General features: G+C 71.5%; 21 protein-coding genes. 14 read left to right on the forward strand and 7 right to left on the reverse strand.

The annotated features are described in order from the left end of the window. Window positions 1-751, forward strand: a 751-nt coding sequence (locus AC061S_RS33230; protein WP_478689589.1) for an IS200/IS605 family accessory protein TnpB-related protein, incomplete at its 5' end; no start/stop codon positions are given. A gap of 15 nt (window positions 752-766) precedes the next feature. Next, entirely contained in the window at window positions 767-1,240 is a 474-nt protein-coding gene (locus tag AC061S_RS33235; RefSeq protein ID WP_478689642.1) for a DUF6461 domain-containing protein, read from the forward strand. A gap of 41 nt (window positions 1,241-1,281) precedes the next feature. Here AC061S_RS33235 and AC061S_RS33240 read toward each other — a convergent pair whose 3' ends face one another. The 3 genes from AC061S_RS33240 to AC061S_RS33250 are packed head-to-tail and all read right to left on the reverse strand — an operon-like array spanning window position 1,282 to window position 2,965. Further along, window positions 1,282-1,860, reverse strand: coding sequence for an O-methyltransferase (locus tag AC061S_RS33240; RefSeq protein WP_478689590.1), 579 nt, complete (start codon window positions 1,858-1,860; stop codon window positions 1,282-1,284). 59 nt (window positions 1,861-1,919) lie between these two features. Continuing rightward, the gene (locus AC061S_RS33245; RefSeq protein ID WP_478689591.1) at window positions 1,920-2,111 is read right to left on the reverse strand and encodes a DUF397 domain-containing protein; all 192 of its coding nucleotides are present in this window, start codon (window positions 2,109-2,111) and stop codon (window positions 1,920-1,922) included. Next, complete coding sequence (locus tag AC061S_RS33250; RefSeq protein WP_478689592.1) at window positions 2,108-2,965, reverse strand: helix-turn-helix domain-containing protein; 858 nt, start codon at window positions 2,963-2,965, stop codon at window positions 2,108-2,110. The genes AC061S_RS33245 and AC061S_RS33250 overlap by 4 nt, the downstream gene beginning before the upstream one ends. Before the next feature lie 155 nt (window positions 2,966-3,120). Between AC061S_RS33250 and AC061S_RS33255 the strand changes: the two genes are divergently transcribed. After that, entirely contained in the window at window positions 3,121-3,771 is a 651-nt protein-coding gene (locus AC061S_RS33255; RefSeq protein WP_478689593.1) for an ATP-binding protein, read from the forward strand. A 26-nt stretch (window positions 3,772-3,797) separates the two neighbouring features. Further along, window positions 3,798-4,856 carry a helix-turn-helix domain-containing protein gene (locus AC061S_RS33260; protein WP_478689594.1) on the forward strand — a complete coding sequence of 353 codons (1,059 nt, stop codon included), beginning with the start codon at window positions 3,798-3,800 and terminating at the stop codon, window positions 4,854-4,856. A gap of 28 nt (window positions 4,857-4,884) precedes the next feature. On the opposite strand, the gene AC061S_RS33265 is transcribed toward AC061S_RS33260, so the two are convergent. Next, window positions 4,885-5,280: a hypothetical protein gene (locus tag AC061S_RS33265; RefSeq protein ID WP_478689595.1), complete on the reverse strand. Its 396-nt coding sequence runs from the start codon at window positions 5,278-5,280 to the stop codon at window positions 4,885-4,887. Between the two features lie 59 nt (window positions 5,281-5,339). Then, the gene (locus AC061S_RS33270; RefSeq protein ID WP_478689596.1) at window positions 5,340-5,936 is read right to left on the reverse strand and encodes a DinB family protein; all 597 of its coding nucleotides are present in this window, start codon (window positions 5,934-5,936) and stop codon (window positions 5,340-5,342) included. A 220-nt stretch (window positions 5,937-6,156) separates the two neighbouring features. On the opposite strand from AC061S_RS33270, the gene AC061S_RS33275 reads away from it, so the two are divergent. From AC061S_RS33275 to AC061S_RS33290, 4 genes are all read left to right on the forward strand, one after another. Beyond that, window positions 6,157-8,025: an AMP-dependent synthetase/ligase gene (locus AC061S_RS33275; RefSeq protein ID WP_478689643.1), complete on the forward strand. Its 1,869-nt coding sequence runs from the start codon at window positions 6,157-6,159 to the stop codon at window positions 8,023-8,025. 49 nt (window positions 8,026-8,074) lie between these two features. Further along, window positions 8,075-8,392: a WapI family immunity protein gene (locus AC061S_RS33280; protein ID WP_478689597.1), complete on the forward strand. Its 318-nt coding sequence runs from the start codon at window positions 8,075-8,077 to the stop codon at window positions 8,390-8,392. Between the two features lie 181 nt (window positions 8,393-8,573). Beyond that, the gene (locus AC061S_RS33285; protein WP_478689598.1) at window positions 8,574-9,350 is read left to right on the forward strand and encodes a hypothetical protein; all 777 of its coding nucleotides are present in this window, start codon (window positions 8,574-8,576) and stop codon (window positions 9,348-9,350) included. 227 nt (window positions 9,351-9,577) lie between these two features. Further along, a complete protein-coding gene (locus tag AC061S_RS33290; RefSeq protein ID WP_478689599.1) occupies window positions 9,578-11,140 on the forward strand; it encodes an alpha/beta hydrolase in 1,563 nt (520 codons plus the stop codon). 48 nt (window positions 11,141-11,188) lie between these two features. On the opposite strand, the gene AC061S_RS33295 is transcribed toward AC061S_RS33290, so the two are convergent. Further along, complete coding sequence (locus AC061S_RS33295; RefSeq protein ID WP_478689600.1) at window positions 11,189-12,367, reverse strand: lipase family protein; 1,179 nt, start codon at window positions 12,365-12,367, stop codon at window positions 11,189-11,191. Window positions 12,368-12,594: 227 nt separating this feature from the next. Between AC061S_RS33295 and AC061S_RS33300 the strand changes: the two genes are divergently transcribed. The 6 genes from AC061S_RS33300 (at window position 12,595) to AC061S_RS33325 (ending at window position 16,381) form a co-directional block, all read left to right on the forward strand. Then, window positions 12,595-13,110 (forward strand): hypothetical protein, encoded by a 516-nt coding sequence (locus AC061S_RS33300; RefSeq protein WP_478689601.1) that lies wholly within the window; start codon window positions 12,595-12,597, stop codon window positions 13,108-13,110. Window positions 13,111-13,238: 128 nt separating this feature from the next. Then, window positions 13,239-13,892, forward strand: a complete 654-nt coding sequence (locus AC061S_RS33305; RefSeq protein ID WP_478689602.1) for a DUF6232 family protein — start codon at window positions 13,239-13,241, stop codon at window positions 13,890-13,892. Continuing rightward, the gene (locus AC061S_RS33310; protein WP_478689603.1) at window positions 13,889-14,542 is read left to right on the forward strand and encodes a DUF6232 family protein; all 654 of its coding nucleotides are present in this window, start codon (window positions 13,889-13,891) and stop codon (window positions 14,540-14,542) included. The genes AC061S_RS33305 and AC061S_RS33310 overlap by 4 nt, the downstream gene beginning before the upstream one ends. A gap of 1 nt (window position 14,543) precedes the next feature. Continuing rightward, window positions 14,544-14,930: a hypothetical protein gene (locus AC061S_RS33315; RefSeq protein WP_478689604.1), complete on the forward strand. Its 387-nt coding sequence runs from the start codon at window positions 14,544-14,546 to the stop codon at window positions 14,928-14,930. A 187-nt stretch (window positions 14,931-15,117) separates the two neighbouring features. Continuing rightward, complete coding sequence (locus tag AC061S_RS33320) at window positions 15,118-15,666, forward strand: hypothetical protein (protein ID WP_478689605.1); 549 nt, start codon at window positions 15,118-15,120, stop codon at window positions 15,664-15,666. A 58-nt stretch (window positions 15,667-15,724) separates the two neighbouring features. After that, window positions 15,725-16,381, forward strand: a complete 657-nt coding sequence (locus tag AC061S_RS33325) for a hypothetical protein (RefSeq protein ID WP_478689606.1) — start codon at window positions 15,725-15,727, stop codon at window positions 16,379-16,381. Window positions 16,382-16,431: 50 nt separating this feature from the next. Here AC061S_RS33325 and AC061S_RS33330 read toward each other — a convergent pair whose 3' ends face one another. Beyond that, window positions 16,432-17,451, reverse strand: a complete 1,020-nt coding sequence (locus AC061S_RS33330) for an AraC family transcriptional regulator (RefSeq protein WP_478689607.1) — start codon at window positions 17,449-17,451, stop codon at window positions 16,432-16,434. Window positions 17,452-17,517 lie beyond the last annotated feature (66 nt).

Below are 17,517 nucleotides of genomic sequence, written 5' to 3' on the forward strand. Positions count from 1 at the left end.
CATTCAGACGATCCCGCTAGCCACCGCGCGCGCGAAGGGCATGGTGGGTGTCGATACCAACGCCGACCACTTCGCCGCCTACCGACTCGACCCGCACGGCAACCCCATCGGCGAGCCACACCGCTTCGCCTACGACCTCAGCGGATCGGCCGACTTTCGCGACGCCCAGATCCGGCACGCCATCACCCGGCTGCTGCACTGGGCGAAGAGTGTCGGTGTCGGGGCCATCGCGCTCGAAGACCTCGACTTCACCGCCGAGAAGACACGGGAGAAGCACGGCAGCAGGAAACGGTTCCGGCAGCTCATCTCAGGGATCCCGACCGGCAAGCTCAAAGCCCGGCTCGTGTCGATGGCAGCTGAGCAGGGGCTGTCGGTCGTCGCGGTTGATCCCGCGTACACCTCCCAGTGGGGAGGCCGGCACTGGCAGAAACCGCTGGCCACCCCCCGCCGCAGAATGTCCCGTCACGATGCCGCAGGCATCGCGATCGGACGACGCGCCCTCGGACACCCGATCCGGCGACGGACAGCACCGCCCCGTAGCGACCAGAGCGATCGCTACGGGCATCGGACCGTCCAGGCCGGACCAGGAGCCCGTGGACGTGAGGGAAACCGCCCACCCGCAACGGACCACGCCCCCAGAGACGTGCCGCCGAGCGGGAAGAGAACGCGGGGACCCAGTGCATCCAAAACCGTTCGGGATGCGCCCAGTAAGCATGAATGGGTCCAAGACTCACTCCTGCACACTGGCTAGGAACGGTTCCACGGCCTGGTCTTCGAGCACACGGAGGTCCTCGACGCCTACGGGTACTCGCCCGATTCCTTCCTCGCGGGGGCCTTCACCGTGCCGGGCGAGGGCGGAGACTGGACCCTCGTGCTGGAGTTCGGCGGCGACGTGGGGACGCGGCCGCGGTTCATGGAAGCCCTGTCCGCCGGTTCGCGCGCCGTCTCGCACACGAGCAACGGGGGGAAGCCGATGGACTTCTTCCACTGGTACGAGGACGGCGAGTTGAGGGTGACCTTCGAGTACCCGGCGGACCGCACCGGCAGCACCCCCGACGAGCTGAACGGCGTACTGAGCGCGCTCGGCCTGAACCCGACGGGCGACTCGGACCCCGATGTCGACGAGAAGGCGGCGGTGTTCGCGCTCGCCAAGCGACTCACGGGCGTCCGGGTGACCGAGGAACTGCTGCGGGATGCCGCGTACGTGACCGGAGAGGTCCGGGAGGAGTCCGTGGCCTGACGGCGGTCTGACAGTCCGGCGCGCGAGGGGGACCGGCCCGGTCAGGCTGTGCGTACCGCCATCAGCAGTCCGCTCGCCCATGCCAGGCGGACGCACCGGAAGTCCCCCCGCTCGTCCAGCTCGGCCAGGAGGCGCTCGACGGACGCCTTGTGGTCCTGCGGCCAGCCGGGCTGGGGGAGGAGGTCGTCGATCAGGTAGGTCCCGCCGGGAGCCACCAGTTCCAGGGCCCGGTCGAGGTGGGCGAACTTGCCCGGCCAGGTGTCCGCGAAGACGAGGTCGAAGGGGGCGCCGTCGAAGTCCTCCAGCCACGTACCGCCGTCACCGGACACGAAGGTCACCCGCGGGTCGGCGCCCAGCTGTTCCCGGGCGACGGCCTGGACGGTGGGGTCGAGTTCGACGCTGGTCAGGCGGGAGGCGTGGTCCATGCCGCTGAGGAGCCAGGCGGTGCCCTCGCCCACCCCGGTGCCGAGTTCCAGGATCCGGCCTCCGGGCCGGGCGGCGGCGAGCGCTGCCAGGAGGCTGCCGGTGCGGTCCTCGCTGGACAGGGTGAAGCCCGCTTCGGCCGCCTTGGCTCGCAACGCGGGCAGGGCGGAGGGGAGTTGGTTCGGCGTATCGTCCATCCGGAGATCATGCGAGGGCCGCGCGCTCCCGGGCAAGGCCGTTTAACCGGGCCGAGCGGTCAGCCGGTGGAGGCGTGCACGAGGAATCCGGCCCAGGCGTGGGGCGCGAAGGCCAGGTGTGGCTGGTGGAGGTCCTTGGAGTCGCGGACGTGGATCGTGGCGGGGGTGGTGGCCACCTCGACGCAGGAGTCGCCTTCGCTGCCGCTGCTGTAGCTGCTCTTGAACCAGTCGAGCTCGGGATTGTCGATCATGTCTCTCCCAGCAGTTCCTTGATGAAGTCCTGCGACTCCCGCGGCGTGAGAGCCTCAGCCCGGATGATGCCATAGCGCAGTTCAAGGACTCGGAGCTGCCTTGGATCGGAGACCGGGCGGCCGTTGAACGCTCCTTCGGAGCGCCCGACGGCCGTGCCGTCCCCGAACTTCAGGATCTCGATTCCGCCGCCCATCCCGGCATGGGCCTCCCGGCTGTTCGGCATGACCTGGAGAGTCACGTGTCGCAACCGACCTACTTCCAAGAGCCGTTCGAGCTGTTGGCGCCATACCAGTGTGCCTCCGATAGGACGTCGCAGAGCGGATGCCTCGTGGACGAAGCTGACCGCTGGGGCAGGCGTCCGACTGAAGACGGACTGACGGGCCACGCGTGCTGCCGTGTACCGCTCCACCTCGTCCTGTGAGTACGAGGGCTGCCGCATCTCGAAGAGCGCCCGGGCGTGGTCCGCTGTCTGCAGCAGCCCGTGTACGACGTGCGTGCTGTAGACGCCGATCTCGACCGCCCTCCCCTCCAGCTTCGCCAGATCGCGGACCTTCTTCGGGTAGCGGACCTGCTCCATGTCCGCCTTCATCGCGGCGATCTTCCCGCCCGCCCGCAGCGCCTCGTCCGCCCTGTCCAGGTACTCGGGGCGGGGGATCCGCTTGCCCGCCTCGACCTTGCGGACCAGATCCTCGCCGTAGCCGATCTCCGTGCCGAAGTCACCGGCTCGGATGCCCGCCTCCTCGCGCCAGGCCTTGAGCTGGCGGCCGAGCGCGGCCAGGACCGCCACTCCCTGTTCGTCCTCGGGATCGACGTCCCAGCCGGCGTCTTCCGTACCGTCACTGTCCACACTCATGCGTGCCCCACCTTCAACGCACCGAATTCCTCAGCGCTCTGTTCCCGAGGCCCGGACGGGACAGGCACGACAGCACCGGACAACGACCGGACAGAAGCCGGACGCTCGGGCGGTTCCGCTTCTCACGGTACGCACGCCCCACCACGCTCGGTGACATGAATACGCACATCCGTGACTCCGCGCTCCAGTTCACCGCCCAGCTCGCCGGTACGCCCCTCGGTGCACGCCAGGCCCGGCGGCTCGCCGTCGAGACGCTCGACGGGTGGGGGCTGCCCAGCGAGGGGCCCGCGCTCATCGTGGCCGAGCTCGCCGCCAACGCGGTGACCCACGGCCGGGTTCCCGGGCGGGGCTTCCGGATCGGGCTCGCCGTCCGGGGCGGGGTGCTGCGGATCGAAGTGGTGGACACGCGGGGGGACCGGATCCCCGGTGTACGGGAGGCGGGCCGGGGCTCGGAGGCCGGCCGGGGGCTGGTGCTGGTCGATGCGCTCGCCGACCGGTGGGGGGTGGACGTCGGGTTGCCGCCGTGCAAGGCGGTCTGGGCGGAAGTGGACTTGGCGGGGGGGAGGGCCTGGCGACCGGGTCCCGGGTATCCAGGACCCGGCCCGGTTGGACGTAACCCCCTGAAAGGACGGGCCGAAACCAACCCAACCCACCCCTCCGGCTCCCCGTGGCGGCCCGTCACCCGCATGGGTGAACTGTGCCAACTCGGCTGGATTTCGGGAGGGTTGCCGGGCATATGCTCGCCCCACACAACATCAGACATGAGACGGCCCCCGCCGGGACTGCAATCCCGAACGAGGGCCTGACCAAAGTAGGAAGCTTCACCTTCCCCATGGCTCTTCCGCACCTTAGCGCGCCCTCGCGCGCCTCGTCCCGTGTTCCCGCCGGGACCCCCCGATCCGGTGTCGACCACGTCAACATCCGGCACGAACGCCACTTCACCGTGATCGGCAACCACCTCATCCAGCACCGCGAGCTGTCGCTGACCGCGATCGCCCTCGGCGCCTACATCCAGTCGCTGCCCAGCGGGGCCCGTGTCGGGATCAAGAGGCTGCGGGAGCGCTTCCCGGAGGGGGAGGTCCGGATCTCCGGCGCCCTGCGGGAGCTGGAGGAGTACGGGTACCTGGAGCGCACCCGGGTCCGGCTGGCGAGCGGGCAGGTGATCACCCGGACGGTGTCCTACAACCACCCGTCCGCGAAGGTCGTTTCGGGGACGGGGTCGGCCGTGCGGGAGGCGGAGCCTCCGGAGCTGGATCCCGAACCTGACCCCGAGCCCGAACCTGACCCCGAGCCCGAGCCCGAGCCCGAGCCCGAGGCCGTATGCCCGCCGGAGCCTGAGCCTGACTACGAGTCCGTGCCGGACTACGAGTCCGTGCCGGACTACGAGTCCGTGCCGGACTACGAGCCCGAGCCGGACTACGAGCCGGACTACGAGCCGGAGTACGAGTACGAGCCCGAGTACGACCCCGAGTCGGACTCCGGCGCGGAGCCCGGTTCCGTACGGCCGTCGGAGGCGTCGGAGGCTTCGGTGGGGCCGCGGCGGGAGGCCTTCGTGTTGCTCGCGCGGTTGCGGGAGGACGACCCGCGGCTGCTGCTCGCCGACCGGGACGTGCGGAAGCTGGCGCCGGGGGTCTCGGCGTGGCTGGAGCGCGGGGCGGATCCCGCGGCCGTACGGCTCGTCCTGGCCTCGGGGCTGCCCGACGACCTCCGCCATCCGGCGGCCCTCGTCGCGCACCGGCTCAAGGCCTGGCTCCCGCCCCACCTTCCCGCCGAAGCGCCCGTACGGCCCGGCAAGCGGCCGGACCCGATGCAGAACTGCGACGGCTGCGAGCGGGGCTTCAGGGCGCCGCGGCCGGGAACCAGGTGCCGCGACTGTCCTCCCGCCGACTGACCGTCCGGGGTGCCCTACCCCCAGGGGCTCAGGCTGCGGCTTCGCCGGGGTCCTCATCCGGGGAGCCGCCCCGCTCGTAAGGCCCAATGTCAATGACCCGCCCGTCGCGAAGGGTCCTCGTGTGCCCGGACACCTGGTGCTTGACGGGGCCGTTCCGTCGCTCGTCCACGGCTGCGGGGTCCGCGATCGACCCGGCGTCCTCGGAGTCCTCAGAGTCCTCAGAGTCCGCGGTGTCGTCGGAGTCCTCGGCATCCTCGCCGGCGTTCTGGTCGACGGCGTTCCTGGCGATCACGACGGCAACGGCCAGGGCCGTGCCGGCGAGGGCGACGCCGGCATGAATCTTCCCCTTGTGCTTCTCGTACAGGTGCTTCGTCTTCTCGGCGAAGGAGGTGGGCTCGCCGTCCTCGGGCGTGGAGTCGTTCACGCGCACACATCTACCGGACCCGTCCCCCACCTGTCAGGCAATCACCCGACATCGCCCGATCAGGCCTCGCCGCCGTCGGCCTCCCGCGCCGCCTGCTCCAGGCGGGCGTGGTGGGCCTGCCACCAGGTCGGGTCGGACTGGGGGAGGCCGGGGTTGGTCGGCTGCATGCCCGTGGTGCCGTCCAGGAGTTCGCGGAGGATGTCGGCGTGACCGGCGTGCCGGTGGGTGTCGGAGATGACGCGGACGACGGCGTGGTGCAGGGAGATCTTGTTGTTGTCGCTCGGCCACCACGGGACGGTGCCGATCGCGTCCAGCGGCAGTGCGTCCAGCGTCGCGTCCGCGTGCGCCCACGCGCGGTGGTAGAGGTCCACGATGTCCGCGCGTGACTGGTCGGCGGTGGCCCACATGTCGGCGTTGGGTTCGGCGTCCTCCGCGGCCCAGGGCAGGGGTTCGCCGGAGGGGCGGGCGAAGGTGTCGCCGAAGTAGCCCAGCTCCGTGGTCGCCGCGTGTTTCACCAGGCCCAGGAGGTTGGTGCCGGTGGGAGTCAGCGGGCGGCGGGCGTCGTATTCCGAGAGGCCGTCGAGCTTCCAGAGGAGGGCTTCGCGGGCGGACTGGAGGTAGAAGTGGAGGTCGGCCTTGGGGTCCGGTTCGGTCATGGGTGCATTCTCCCGGACGGGTGATCTTGCGTCATCGCGTTTACGCGGCACCTGTGCGCGGCACCTGTGCGCACGAGGTGGGGGTGTGGGCGGCGTGGCGTGGAGCATCGGTGAAAAGGCGGGCACAGGGGTGTTCAGACGTGGTTACCGCTGAGTAAATTACCGGCGGTAACACTCCGTCCGGCCAGGGAGGCACGCCGTGACCGCCGAATCGAGCCTGGTGAGGGTCGTCAAGCCGCCAAAGCCCGTCGAGCCCGTCAAGACCGTGATCGAGGGGCGGGTCCGTGAGGTGTGGGTGCCCGCGCTGGCCCCGGTGCCGGTCAGCGGGTCCCTCGGGGACATCCCCTTCGACAATGCCCGGGAGGCGCCGAGGGAGCCCGTACTCGCCCGCAAGGAGCGGGACGGGACCTGGCGGGACGTCACGGCCGCCGAGTTCGCAGGCGAGGTGCTCGCCGTCGCGAAGGGGCTGATCGCGGAGGGGCTGCGGCCCGGCGACCGGCTGGCCATCATGGCGAGGACCACCTACGAGTGGACCCTGCTGGACTTCGCGGGCTGGGCGGCCGGGCTGATCACCGTACCCGTCTACCCGACCTCCTCCGCGATCCAGGCGCGCTGGATCATCCAGGACTCGGGCGCCGTGGCCTGCGCGGTGGAGGACACCGCGCAGGCGCGCATCATCAGCGCGGAGCGGGCCAACCTGCCCTGGCTGCGCCACCTCTGGGAGTTCGACACCGGGGCCGTGGCCCGGCTGGTCAAGGCCGGGGAGCACGTGCCCGACGAGGTCGTGGCGGCCCGGCGGGCCGGGTGCGCGCCGGAGTCCGTCGCGACGCTGATCTACACCTCCGGGACGACCGGGCAGCCCAAGGGGTGCGTGCTGACGCACGCCAACTTCTTCGCCGAGGTGGACAATTCGGTGGAGCTGCTGCACCCCGTCTTCAAGTCCGTCAGCAAGGATCCGGCCTCGACCCTGCTCTTCCTGCCGCTGTCGCACGTCTTCGGGCGGATGGTGGCGGTCGGGTGCATGCGGGCGCGGGTGAAGCTGGGCCACGCGCCGAGCATCAGCAGCGAGGACCTCCTCTCCGACCTGGCCGGTTTCCGGCCGACGTTCCTGCTGGCGATCCCGTACGTCCTGGAGAAGGTCTACAACACCGCGCGGGCGACGGCCGAGAAGATGGGGCGGGCCTCCTCCTTCGACCGGGCGGCGCGGATCGCGCGCAGCCTCGGCGAGATCGCGGTCGTGGAGGGCAAGCGGCCGGGGCTGGGCCTGCGGATGGCCCGGGCCCTGTACGAACCGCTCGTGTACCGGCGGATCCGGGCGGCGCTGGGCGGGCGCGTGCGGTACATCCTGAGCGGCGGCTCCCCGCTCGGCCGGCGCCTCGCCGCCTTCTACACGGGCGCGGGCATCGAGGTCTTCGAGGGCTACGGGCTCACGGAGACGACGGCGGCGGCGACCGTCACCCCGCCGCTGCGGCCCCGGCTGGGCACGGTGGGGTGGCCGCTGCCGGGGACGGCGGTACGGATCGCGGACGACGGGGAGGTGCTGTTGCGCGGGCCGCACGTGTTCGCGGGGTACTGGAACAGCGGCGTGGCGGTCGGCGGGGAGCAGTGGCTGTGCACGGGGGACATCGGGGAGCTCGACGCGGACGGGTACCTGACGATCACCGGGCGGAAGAAGGACCTGATCATCACCTCCGGCGGCAAGAACGTGGCCCCCGCACCCCTGGAGGACTGGCTACGGGCCCACCCGCTGGTCGGCCAGTGCATGGTGGTCGGCGACAACCGGCCCTACGTCACCGCGCTGATCACCCTGGAACCGGAAGGGCTCCAGCACTGGCGGCAGATGCGGAAGAGGGTGGGCGTGCCGATCCGGGAGCTGGTGGAGGACGAGGACCTGCGGGCGGACCTCCAGCGGGCGGTGGACGAGGCGAACCGGCTGGTGTCGCGGGCGGAGTCGATCCGGCGGTTCGTGGTGCTGCCGGGTGATTTCACGGAGGAGCGGGGGCACTTGACGCCTTCGCTGAAGCTGAAGCGGGGCGCGATCGCGCGGGACTACGCGCGGGAGATCGACTCCCTGTACCGCCGGGCGTAACGGCCCGGGCCCGAGCCCGGGCCTGGGCAGGGGCCCGTGCCCCTGCCCCGTGCGGAGCCGTCGCCGGGGACCAGCCCCCGGTGACAGCGTCGAGCTCCGCCCGCTGAACTATCAGTTCGCTGCGGCCCAGGGCGACCACTACGACGACAACTGGCTCGTCATTGGTGGCACGGTGACGACTCCCGACGGAAGCTGGTCCTTCGCCGATCCGGCTCTGCTGACCGACGAAGCCCGCGCGGTCAGCGCGTGGATGCGTGCGGCAGCCGCGGGGACAGTAGCCTTCATGGAAGTGCGTGTGAACACAGCTGCACTGCTTCACGCAGCAGACCAGTGGGATCTTGCCCTGGCTTCCTTCCCGACCCGCTAATCGACGTCAGTCTCACGGACGCGATCTTGCTTTCAAGGGGAACCGGGGGCGGCACCTCCGCGGGGGTGGACCCAAGTGGGCGCTAGGGGTCGCACCCTGACATGGCATCAGGGTCTACTGGGGGTACGCCAAGGGGTCGCCCCGATAGCCCGCGGTACGGGCCCGCACGCAGGCTGAACGCATGCAGATCACCACTGACAAGCGCCCGCATGCCGCACTTCGCCGCACCGCCGCCGGAGTCGCCTTCGCCGCCGTGCTCGGCGCCGCCGCCTTCGCCGCCCCCGGTGTCGCAGCGGCCGCAGAGGCACCCGCCGCGTCCGGCTTCACGGACTTCACCGACTGCCCCGCCATCCCCGCCGGGGTCGACGCGACCCACTGGAAGTGCGAAGTCCTCACCGCCACCGGCTCGTTGACCCTCGGCAACCGAACCATCCCCGCGCTGGCCCCGATGACCATCACCCACGCCGAGGGCCCCCTCCCCGACGGCTCGAAGGGCCAGGTCTGGGGCGCCCTGCGCGGCGGGCCGACCGCCGTCCCCGGCGGGATACTCGGCGGGCCCGCCGGCGCGCACAACCCGAGGATGGCGCTGTCCCTCCAGCCGGAGTACGGCGGCCGCTCCGACTTCTACTCGGTCGGGAACAACATGGGCCTGTTCACCCTGCGCTTCCGCGCGATCAGCCCCGCCCTGCCCGAGGGCTGCGTCATCGGCGGCGGCGACACCCCGGTCGAGTTCCGCCTCAAGCGCTCGGGCAGCTCCCAGTGGATCTCCAAGACCCCGCCGGTCATCAAGTTCGACGCGTACGACGACACCTTCACCACCCCCGCGGCGACCGGCTGCGGCCCCCTCGGCGGCCTCGTCAACAACCGCCTCGGCCTCCCGGCCGCGACCGGCAACTCGATCACCCTGTCCGCGCACTACACGTTCAAGACGTACGACCAACTCCCGCCCCGCGGCTAGGCCGTCTCTTTCGGATCGTGGCCCCGATCCAGCCCCGCCGGCGTTTGAGGCGCGGGTCCGGGCGGAGCCCGGGGAACGGTGGAAGGGCGGGTAGGGACGGCCCCGCGCAGCGGTGTCCCGGGCTCGGTGTGTCAAGGGCCGGATGGGTGATGGGCTCGCGGAGCGGGGTGAGCGGGGCGCGCCTATCGTGAGCTCACTGGTTCGGGGGGTCGCCCCAGGAGGGTGCAGTGCACCGTTCCCGCCTCCGTTCACGTTCCTGCTCCCTTTCCCGGACGCGTACCCGGATAGGCGCCGGGATCGTCGGCACCGTTCTGGCCGGGGCCCTGCTCGCCGCCGTGCCCGGGGCACCGGCGCCCGCCGGTACGGGGATCCAGTGGGGCGCGTGCCCCGAGAAGCCCGTGCCCGCCGGGATGCGCTGCGGCACCCTCACCGTGCCGCTCGACTACGAGGCCGAGGGCCAGGGGCAGCGGACGGTCGGGATCGCCGTCGCCAAGCTTCCCGCCACGGGGCCCGGCGGCAAGCGGATCGGCTCCCTCGTGCTGAACTTCGGCGGACCCGGCGCCCCCGGCGTCTCCACCCTCGCCGCCGACCCCAACGGCTTCGCGGAGCTCAACAAGCGCTACGACCTGGTCGTCTTCGACCCCCGCGGTGTCGGCCACAGCGCCCCCATCACCTGCGGAGGACACCCGCAGGAGGGGGACGCGGCCCCCGACGGGCCCGCCGCCCAGCTCGCCGCCCTCCGGGCCGTCGCCAAGCGCTGCGCGCTCGGCTCCGGGCCGGTGCTCCCGTACGTCGGTACCGTCAGCGTGGCCCGCGACATGGACCTGCTGCGCCAGGCCCTCGGGGAGGAGAAGCTCGACTTCCTCGGCTTCTCCTACGGCACGCGCCTCGGCGCGGTCTACGCCGCGCTGTTCCCGCGCCGCACCGGGCGGATGGTCCTCGACGGGGTCGACACCCTCACCGAGCCCCTCGGCGAACAGGCCCTGCTGTCGGCGGTCGGCCAGCAGCGGGCGCTGGACAACTTCCTCGTCTGGTGCGCCCACCGGCAGGGCTGTGTCTACGGGACGAACACCCGTACCGCCAAGGAGAAGGTCCAGGCCCTCGTCACCCGTCTGGACGCATCGCCGCTGGCCGGCGAGGGCGGCCTGCGCTTCACCGGGCAGGACGTGGCCGACTCCATCGGGGCCGCCCTGTACTCGCAGAAGACCTGGCCGGACCTCGCGGACGCGCTCGCGCTGGTCGAGCGCAAGGGCGACCCCGTGGGGCTGATGCAGCTCGGCGGTCCGGACGAACCGCCGCCGCCCCGGGAGGAGACCGCCGGGGGCGCCGCCGTCCCCGCGGACAACGCCTCCGCCGCGCTCGTCGCCGTGAACTGCGCCGACGACCCGGACCGCGGCGACGCCAAGGCCTCCCCGGTGGCCGTCGCGCGGGAGCTGGAGGCGCTCCAGCCGGCCTTCCTCGCCGCCTCGCCGATCTTCGGACCGCGCCAGCTGATGACGGTGCCGGCCTGCTACGGGCGCCCCGCCGGCACCGATTTCATCCGCAAGATCGACCGCCCCGCCGGCATCCCGCGCATCCTGCTCGTCGGTACGCGCGGAGACCCGGCCACCCCGTACGAGTGGACGGAGGAGACGGCGAAGCGGCTCGGCAACACCGTGGTCGTGGACTACAAGGGCGACGGGCACACCGGGTACATGGCCTCGCGCTGTGTGCAGGGGTACGTGGACCACTTCCTGATCGACGGCCGGCTGCCCTCCGGGACGCGCTCCTGCCCCGCCGAGGAGGAGTGAGGAGTGAGGCCGTAGAAGAACGGCTCCTCCCGGCGGGGCAACAGCAGGTCAGCAGTTGGGGCGCGGCGCACGGCCCGCGAAGCGGTCCGCCAGCCAGTTGCCCGCCGCCGGGGACTGGGTGATGACGCCGCTGACGTGCTCGCCGATCCAGATGGTGTCGAATTCGAGGTTCGCGCCCCGCGCGCACCAGTCGGAGCGCAGCCGGCTCCCGACGGAGTACGGGATGAGCTCGTCGGCGAGCGCGTGGTACTGGAACACGGGCGCGGCCGGGGCAGTGCGCCCGAGCTTGCTCTGGTTCAGCCGGGCCTGCCAGTCCGGCTGCGCGAGCGGGTTGCGGGTGGTCAGGTCGGAGATCCGCTTGAAGGAGCCGGCGATGGCGTCGACGGCGACGCAGTGGTCCTTCATGGCGCCGACCAGCAGCTTCCCGGCCGGGTTGAGGTAGGAGTCGAGCTTCAGTTCCGGGAAGGCCGCGTCCTGGCCGGCGGCGGCCATGAAGATGAGGCCGGAGCCGTAGGAGCCGTTGTTGAAGTCGGCCACCTTCAGCAGATCGGCCGGGACGCCGCCCGTCGCGGTGCCCTTGACCTGCAACTCCGGTGCGTACGAGCCGTGCAGCTCGGCCGCCCAGCTGCTGGCCTGGCCGCCCTGGGAGTACCCCATGATGCCGACGGGCGTGTTGGCCGGCAGCCCGGCCTCGGGGAGGCGGGTGGCGGCGCGGGCGGCGTCGAGGACGGCGTGGCCGGCCGAGGGGCCGACGGTGTAGGTGTGCACGCCGGGGGTGCCGAGGCCCTCGTAGTCGGTGACGACGACGGCCCAGCCGCGCAGGGTGAGCTGCTGGATGAGGTTGGCCTCCATGGAGGTGCCGTACGGGAGGTTGTTGCTCGGTGCGCAGGAGTCGCCCATGCCGACGGTGCCGACGGCGTAGGTGACGAGGGGGCGCGGGCCGGTGCGGCCGTCCTGCGGGACGATCACGGTGCCGGAGACCACGTTCGGGGCTCCGTCGGCGGTCGTGGAGTTGTAGTGGATCTTCCAGGCCTTGGTGTGGGTGGGCTGGCCGGGCAGCGGGTGGAACGCGGAGGGCGCGCTGCTCACGATGTCGCCGGGGCGGGCGGCGGTCGCCCCGGCCTCGGAAGTGGTGATGCTCTCCTGTGCGGCGTCGGCCGTGCTGGGGATCGCGGCCGAGAGGGCCAGTGCGGCCAGTGCGGCGAGTGCTGAGCTTCGGATGCGCATGGGGCGGCTCTCCCAAGGGTCCGGTGGGGGTGGTAGGTGAGGAGAAGGTAGTGACCGACCGGTAGGAACGTCGCTGACCGCACAGCTCAGCTTTCCTGACCCGGGACCGCATCCCTGCCGTGTCGCCCACCCTGCCTGCCCGCCCACCTTGTCGGCGTGGCCGCGGGTGCGGTACAAACGCGCGACACGCAGGGCGGAATTCAGCCATGCGGACCATCAGGCTTGGCATGAACACACCATTTGGGGGAGTTGTGGCGGTCGCGACGCGCGCACAGAAGTTCAAGAACCGGGCGACCATGGGCCTGGTCCTCGCGGGGATCGGCCTCGCCGCGTTCTTCCTCGTCGGAATGGCCTCCCAGCAGCCCGCGGGCTGGGGCGCGGCCTACGCCTTCGCCGACCCGGTGACGGTCCAACTGCCGCGCAGCTGCGGGGTGGAGACGATCGTGCGCAGCGGTGGCGGATCGAGTCGCGGCACCGGAAAGTGCGAGGGCACGGCGTGGACGGCCGACGGGAAGGCCCGGACCGGCACGCTGTACTCGTACGCGGACGAGATCGCCCGCGACGGCTCGGGCAAGCTGGCGTACAAGGGCGAGGCCCGCGCGCTGGGCGACCGCGCCTACGGCAAGCCCGAGCTGTGGATCACCATCGTCCACCTGGCGGCGGTGGGCGTGGCCGCCCTCGGCGTGGTCGTCGTGCTCTTCGCCGCGCTGGCGGCGATGGTGCCGGGCCGCAGGCGGTCCTGACGGACCAGGTGGAGCCAAACACCCTTTACTCACTGATGAGTTGGCGGGTAATTGACGCTTACACAGTGAGGGGTCGGGGTGCTTAATGGTTCCCCGCGCAGTCAACTGTGCGGGGAACTGGGGGAATCATGGAATTCAACGGGGCCACAGGACCGCCGCCACAGCTGCCTTCGCAGCCACCGCAGCCACCGCAAGGACCGCCTCTGCCACCCCTGCCGCGGGGCGCGGGGGCGAGCGGTGTCCAGCTGCGGATCAGCCGGCGGCTGCTGTGGGTGGGGCCGGCCGCCTATCCGCTGCACAACATCGTCCGGGTGCAGACCGCCATGCTGACGCCGAACCGCGTGAAGGCCGTCATCGACTTCCTGAAGTGGGCGGGCGCCCTGGTCGGCGCCTACATCCTGCTCGCGCTGTTCGCCGACGACAGCCCCAGCTACGCGTACGGCAACTCCGCGGACAACACGAGCTCCACGTTCGAGGCGGTGGCGGGCGTCGGGTCCCTCGTGGGGATCTTCCTCGTGGGCCTGCTCGTCTACCGGCTGACCAGGCCGGACCTGCACGTCATGGTCGTGGAGGTGGCCAGCGCGTCCATCGCGCTGGTGACGATGGAGGACGAAGGCCAACTGGAGGCGGTCGTCCAGCACGTGGTCCACGCCATCGACCACCCGGAGGCGGAGTTCTCCATCCGGATGGACCGGGTGGAGCTGAACCTGAGGAGCTACCACCTCGGCGACAGCGTCAACATCTACGGCGGTGTGGGCAACACGGGCGTGGTGAAGACGTGACCGTGCCGCCGCAGGGGCCGCAGGGGCCGTACGAGCCGCAGGGGCCGCAAGGCCCGGCGCAGCCGCCGCAGCCGCCGGGGGTACCTCCCGCACCGCGGCCGTTCGCGCAGGCGCAGGCTCCGGGCCAGGGGGCGCCGGGGTGGAATCAGGGGATGGGTCAATCCGGCGTCTCATTGCGGATCAGCCGGCGCCTCCTCTGGGTGGACGACGCCGTCTATCCCCTGCACAACGTGGTCCGGGTGCAGAGCCTCGTGCTCAAACCCAACCGCAGGAGTGCGGTGATCCAGTTCGGCCTGTGGATGGTCCTCGTGGTGGTGCTCTTCGTCCTGCTCTCGGGCTTCGGGAACGGATTGCCGTTGATCCTCCTCGCGTCGATGATCTTCCTCATCGTGCAGCTCGTGCAGAGGCTGACCAGGCCGGACGTGCTCGCCATGGTCGTGGAGACCTCCGGCGCGCCCGCCGCGGTGGTGACGCTGGCAGAGCGCGAGGACCTGCGCAGGCTGGTGCGGCGCATCGCCGAGGCCATCGAGAACCCGGAGAGGGAGTTGTCGGTCTACGTGCACCAGCTGCACGTGAATCTCGGTCACTACCACTTCGGCGACACCGTCAACATCAACGGCGGCAGCCGCAACCAGGGGATACTGAACTGAAGTGACGGACAGAGGCAGGGACAGGGACAGGGGCGCGGACGGCGGCGCCTCGTACCGCTACGGCGACAACGTCACCATGAACGGCGGCCGGGGCAACATCGGCATCGTCAAGAACCACTCCCCGACGATCGCCCAGCAGGCGGCGCCCGCCACCCCCGAGGAAGCGATCCAGCAGCTGGAGCAGCTGCTCCTGGAGCTCCGCCGGCAGGTGACACCGGCCGACGCGGGCACCATCGACACCAGCCTGCCGGTGATCGCCTCCGCGGAGAGCACGCCGGAGGCGCGGCGCGGGGCGCTGATGGCCGTACTGGGCATCGCGACCTTCGCGGGCGAGGTCGGGCAGCCGATCATCGAGGCGGTGGGCCGGCTGCTGGAGCTGTTGGCCTAGCCGAGGCCGTCTCTTTGCTAACCGAATAGGTTCCGCCTCTGCGGATTCTTTGTTCATTCGGCCGGAAAGGCTTGCCTTCTTAGGGAAGGCAAGCCTTTCTTGCGTGTTTCCGATTTGCATTCATATACGAGTTAATTGCTAGAGTCCGCCTCGGAAAGCGATTCCCACCCCGCCCAGGAGGCACCAGATGAACGCGGCAGTGCGACAGACGGCCAAGCGTCGGGTCATCCACCGGGGTCCCGCCCCCACCCTGCGGACCGCGCTGCGCGTCGCCGACATCGGCACCCTCCGCCGCGACGGCCGCACCGCGCCGAGCGCCCGCGGCGCCCGCGCCTGTGACTGCGGAGAGCGCACCGAGCGCGGCGGCTGTGGCAGCGGTACGCAGCTCTGCGTGTCCTGCGGTGTCAGCGCCTGCCGGGGCTGCACCGCCCCCGCATCGGCCTGTACGGCGTGCGAGCTGAACGCCTGCACCTCCTGCGACGTCGCCGGCGAGGCCTGCGCCACCTGTGCGGTCAGCGCCTGCCGCGGCTGCAACGCCCCCGCCTCCGCCTGCCGCAGCTGCGAGATGAACGCCTGCCGCTCCTGCGCGGGCAACACCTGCGCCGAAGCCGCCCCCACGGGCTGCTCCGCCCAGGCCCCGGCCGCCGCCACGACCCCGAAGGGCTCCTGCGCCACCGGCAAGGGCGGCTGCGACTGCGGCCTGTTCACCCTCCAGGTCCCGAGCGCCGCCCGCTAGGGCCTGTCGTGCCGTAAATGCGATGACCTGCGATGACGGGCCGTGGCACAGTCGCGGCATGTCCGACGACGTCGCCTATCCCGTGTTCCGCACCCCCGACCCCGCACTCGCCCTGACCACCGCGCGCCGCCTCGTGGAGTTCGGCCGCTGCGCGTACTCCAAGGTCTCCGTGTACGCGGAGTTCCGCTCCGTCGCCGAGCTGCGGCGGGTGGCGAAAGACCTGCCCGCGGGGTGCTTCCGGGGGCAGGAGGAGTACGGAGAGTTCGACGGGGTGCCGCTGGAGGACCAGCCCCCGCTGGTCGTCGGCGTCCAGGCGGCCGACCTGCCGGGCGACCCGGCCGCGTACGAAGGGCGGTTTCCGGTGGAATACGAGCTGCTCAACCTGCCGGTCGGGAGCATCGAGGACGCCTTCACGGCGGCGATCGGCCCGAACACCGGCGAGATCAACGGCGAGATCAACGGCGAGATCAACTGGGACGCACTGTGCTGGCCGGACGCGCCGGAGCTGGGCTTTCACGGCGAGTCCAAGCACGCCGAGGTGACGCTCCTCTTCAACACGCCCACCCGTCACCTCAACGAGGCGGCGGACGACTGCACCGTCCTCGTCCACGTCCGCAGCGCCAGGGTCAACGGCCGCCAGAGGAGGGAGCCGTACGCCCACTGGCTCGCCGAGCAGGTGGGACTCACGGTCATCGGGCCCGAACAGCGGTCCTGAAGCCGCCCGCGCCGCACGGCCCGCCCCACGCCTCGCCCTACGCCGGCGCCCTACGCCCCGCCCGACGCGATCCGGTACGCACCCGGCGTGGTGCCCGTCCAGCGGCGGAACGCCCGGTGGAAGGCGGTGTCCTCCGAGAAGCCCAGGCGGGCCGCCAGTTCCGCGATGGGTTCGCGGCTCTCCGCCAGGCCGGCGATCGCCGCATCGCGCCGCACGTGGTCCTTCAGCTGCTGGAAGGACGTGCCCTCCTGCTGGAGCCGCCGCCGCAGCGTCGCCGGAGACACCGCCAGGCGCGCCGCCACCTCGCCCAGCTCGGGCAGCCGCGGCGAACCGCGCAGCGCCTGGGTCAGGGTCCGGCGGACCTGCTCCGCGACCGTGGTCCCGTACGCCGGCCGGGAGAGGAGGTCGAAAGGGGCCCGCCGGAGCATCGCGTCGAGTGCGGCCTCGTCCCGTACCAGCGGAGCCGTCAGCCAGTGCGCGTCGAAGGCCACGGCCGCGCCCGTGCGTGCCTCGCCGAAGCGGACCGGACAGTCGAAGAGCAGCTCGTACTCCTCCGCGTGCGGCGGCGCCGGATACGCGAAGGAGGCGTGGGCCAGGGGGATGCGCCGACCGATCAGCCAGCTGCTCAGCCGGTGCCAGATGGCGAGCACGCACTCGGTGAGGAAGCGCTCCTCGTCCCGCGCGAACTCGTTGCGCACCGCGAACCACGCCTGCCCGCCCTCGACTTCGAGCGCCAGCTCGGGCCCGCCCGGGAACAGCCCGTAGAAGGTGGCGGAGCGCTCCACCGCCGCACCGAGATCGCGGCAGCCCAGGGAGGCCCTGCACATCATCGCGAAGGTCCCGGGCCGGCTGGGGACGGTGGACAGGCCCAGGAACTCGTCCTGCGTGGCCCGGTACAGCGCCCGGAACAGCCGCGCGAACTGTGCCGGCGTGACCCGCGCCCGGTCGTCGCCCAGCAGCAGCGGCGGAATCTGCGCCTCCTGGAGCAGCGGCACGGTGTCCAGCCCGCTGCCGCGCGCCCCCGCGAGCACGGCACGCACGTGGTGCACGGTGACAGTCCGCCTCCCCATGGGTCCGACGGTAGCCGCAATGAGCGCTGAGGTCAGCGGGGGTGACGCTTCCGGTCATGCCGCGGA

Source organism: Streptomyces sp. CA189 (assembly GCF_056428985.1).

Bases quoted from the DNA above. Each gene is read 5' to 3' on its own strand.
- AC061S_RS33255 (WP_478689593.1), top strand. From the start codon at position 3,121: ATGAATACGCACATCCGTGACTCCGCGCTCCAGTTCACCGCCCAGCTC.
- AC061S_RS33260 (WP_478689594.1), top strand. From the start codon at position 3,798: ATGGCTCTTCCGCACCTTAGCGCGCCCTCGCGCGCCTCGTCCCGTGTT.
- AC061S_RS33325 (WP_478689606.1), top strand. From the start codon at position 15,725: ATGTCCGACGACGTCGCCTATCCCGTGTTCCGCACCCCCGACCCCGCA.
- AC061S_RS33300 (WP_478689601.1), top strand. From the start codon at position 12,595: ATGAACACACCATTTGGGGGAGTTGTGGCGGTCGCGACGCGCGCACAG.
- AC061S_RS33320 (WP_478689605.1), top strand. From the start codon at position 15,118: ATGAACGCGGCAGTGCGACAGACGGCCAAGCGTCGGGTCATCCACCGG.
- AC061S_RS33245 (WP_478689591.1), bottom strand. From the start codon at position 2,111: ATGATCGACAATCCCGAGCTCGACTGGTTCAAGAGCAGCTACAGCAGC.
- AC061S_RS33240 (WP_478689590.1), bottom strand. From the start codon at position 1,860: ATGGACGATACGCCGAACCAACTCCCCTCCGCCCTGCCCGCGTTGCGA.
- AC061S_RS33305 (WP_478689602.1), top strand. From the start codon at position 13,239: ATGGAATTCAACGGGGCCACAGGACCGCCGCCACAGCTGCCTTCGCAG.
- AC061S_RS33330 (WP_478689607.1), bottom strand. From the start codon at position 17,451: ATGGGGAGGCGGACTGTCACCGTGCACCACGTGCGTGCCGTGCTCGCG.
- AC061S_RS33295 (WP_478689600.1), bottom strand. From the start codon at position 12,367: ATGCGCATCCGAAGCTCAGCACTCGCCGCACTGGCCGCACTGGCCCTC.
- AC061S_RS33285 (WP_478689598.1), top strand. From the start codon at position 8,574: ATGCAGATCACCACTGACAAGCGCCCGCATGCCGCACTTCGCCGCACC.
- AC061S_RS33270 (WP_478689596.1), bottom strand. From the start codon at position 5,936: ATGACCGAACCGGACCCCAAGGCCGACCTCCACTTCTACCTCCAGTCC.
- AC061S_RS33250 (WP_478689592.1), bottom strand. From the start codon at position 2,965: ATGAGTGTGGACAGTGACGGTACGGAAGACGCCGGCTGGGACGTCGAT.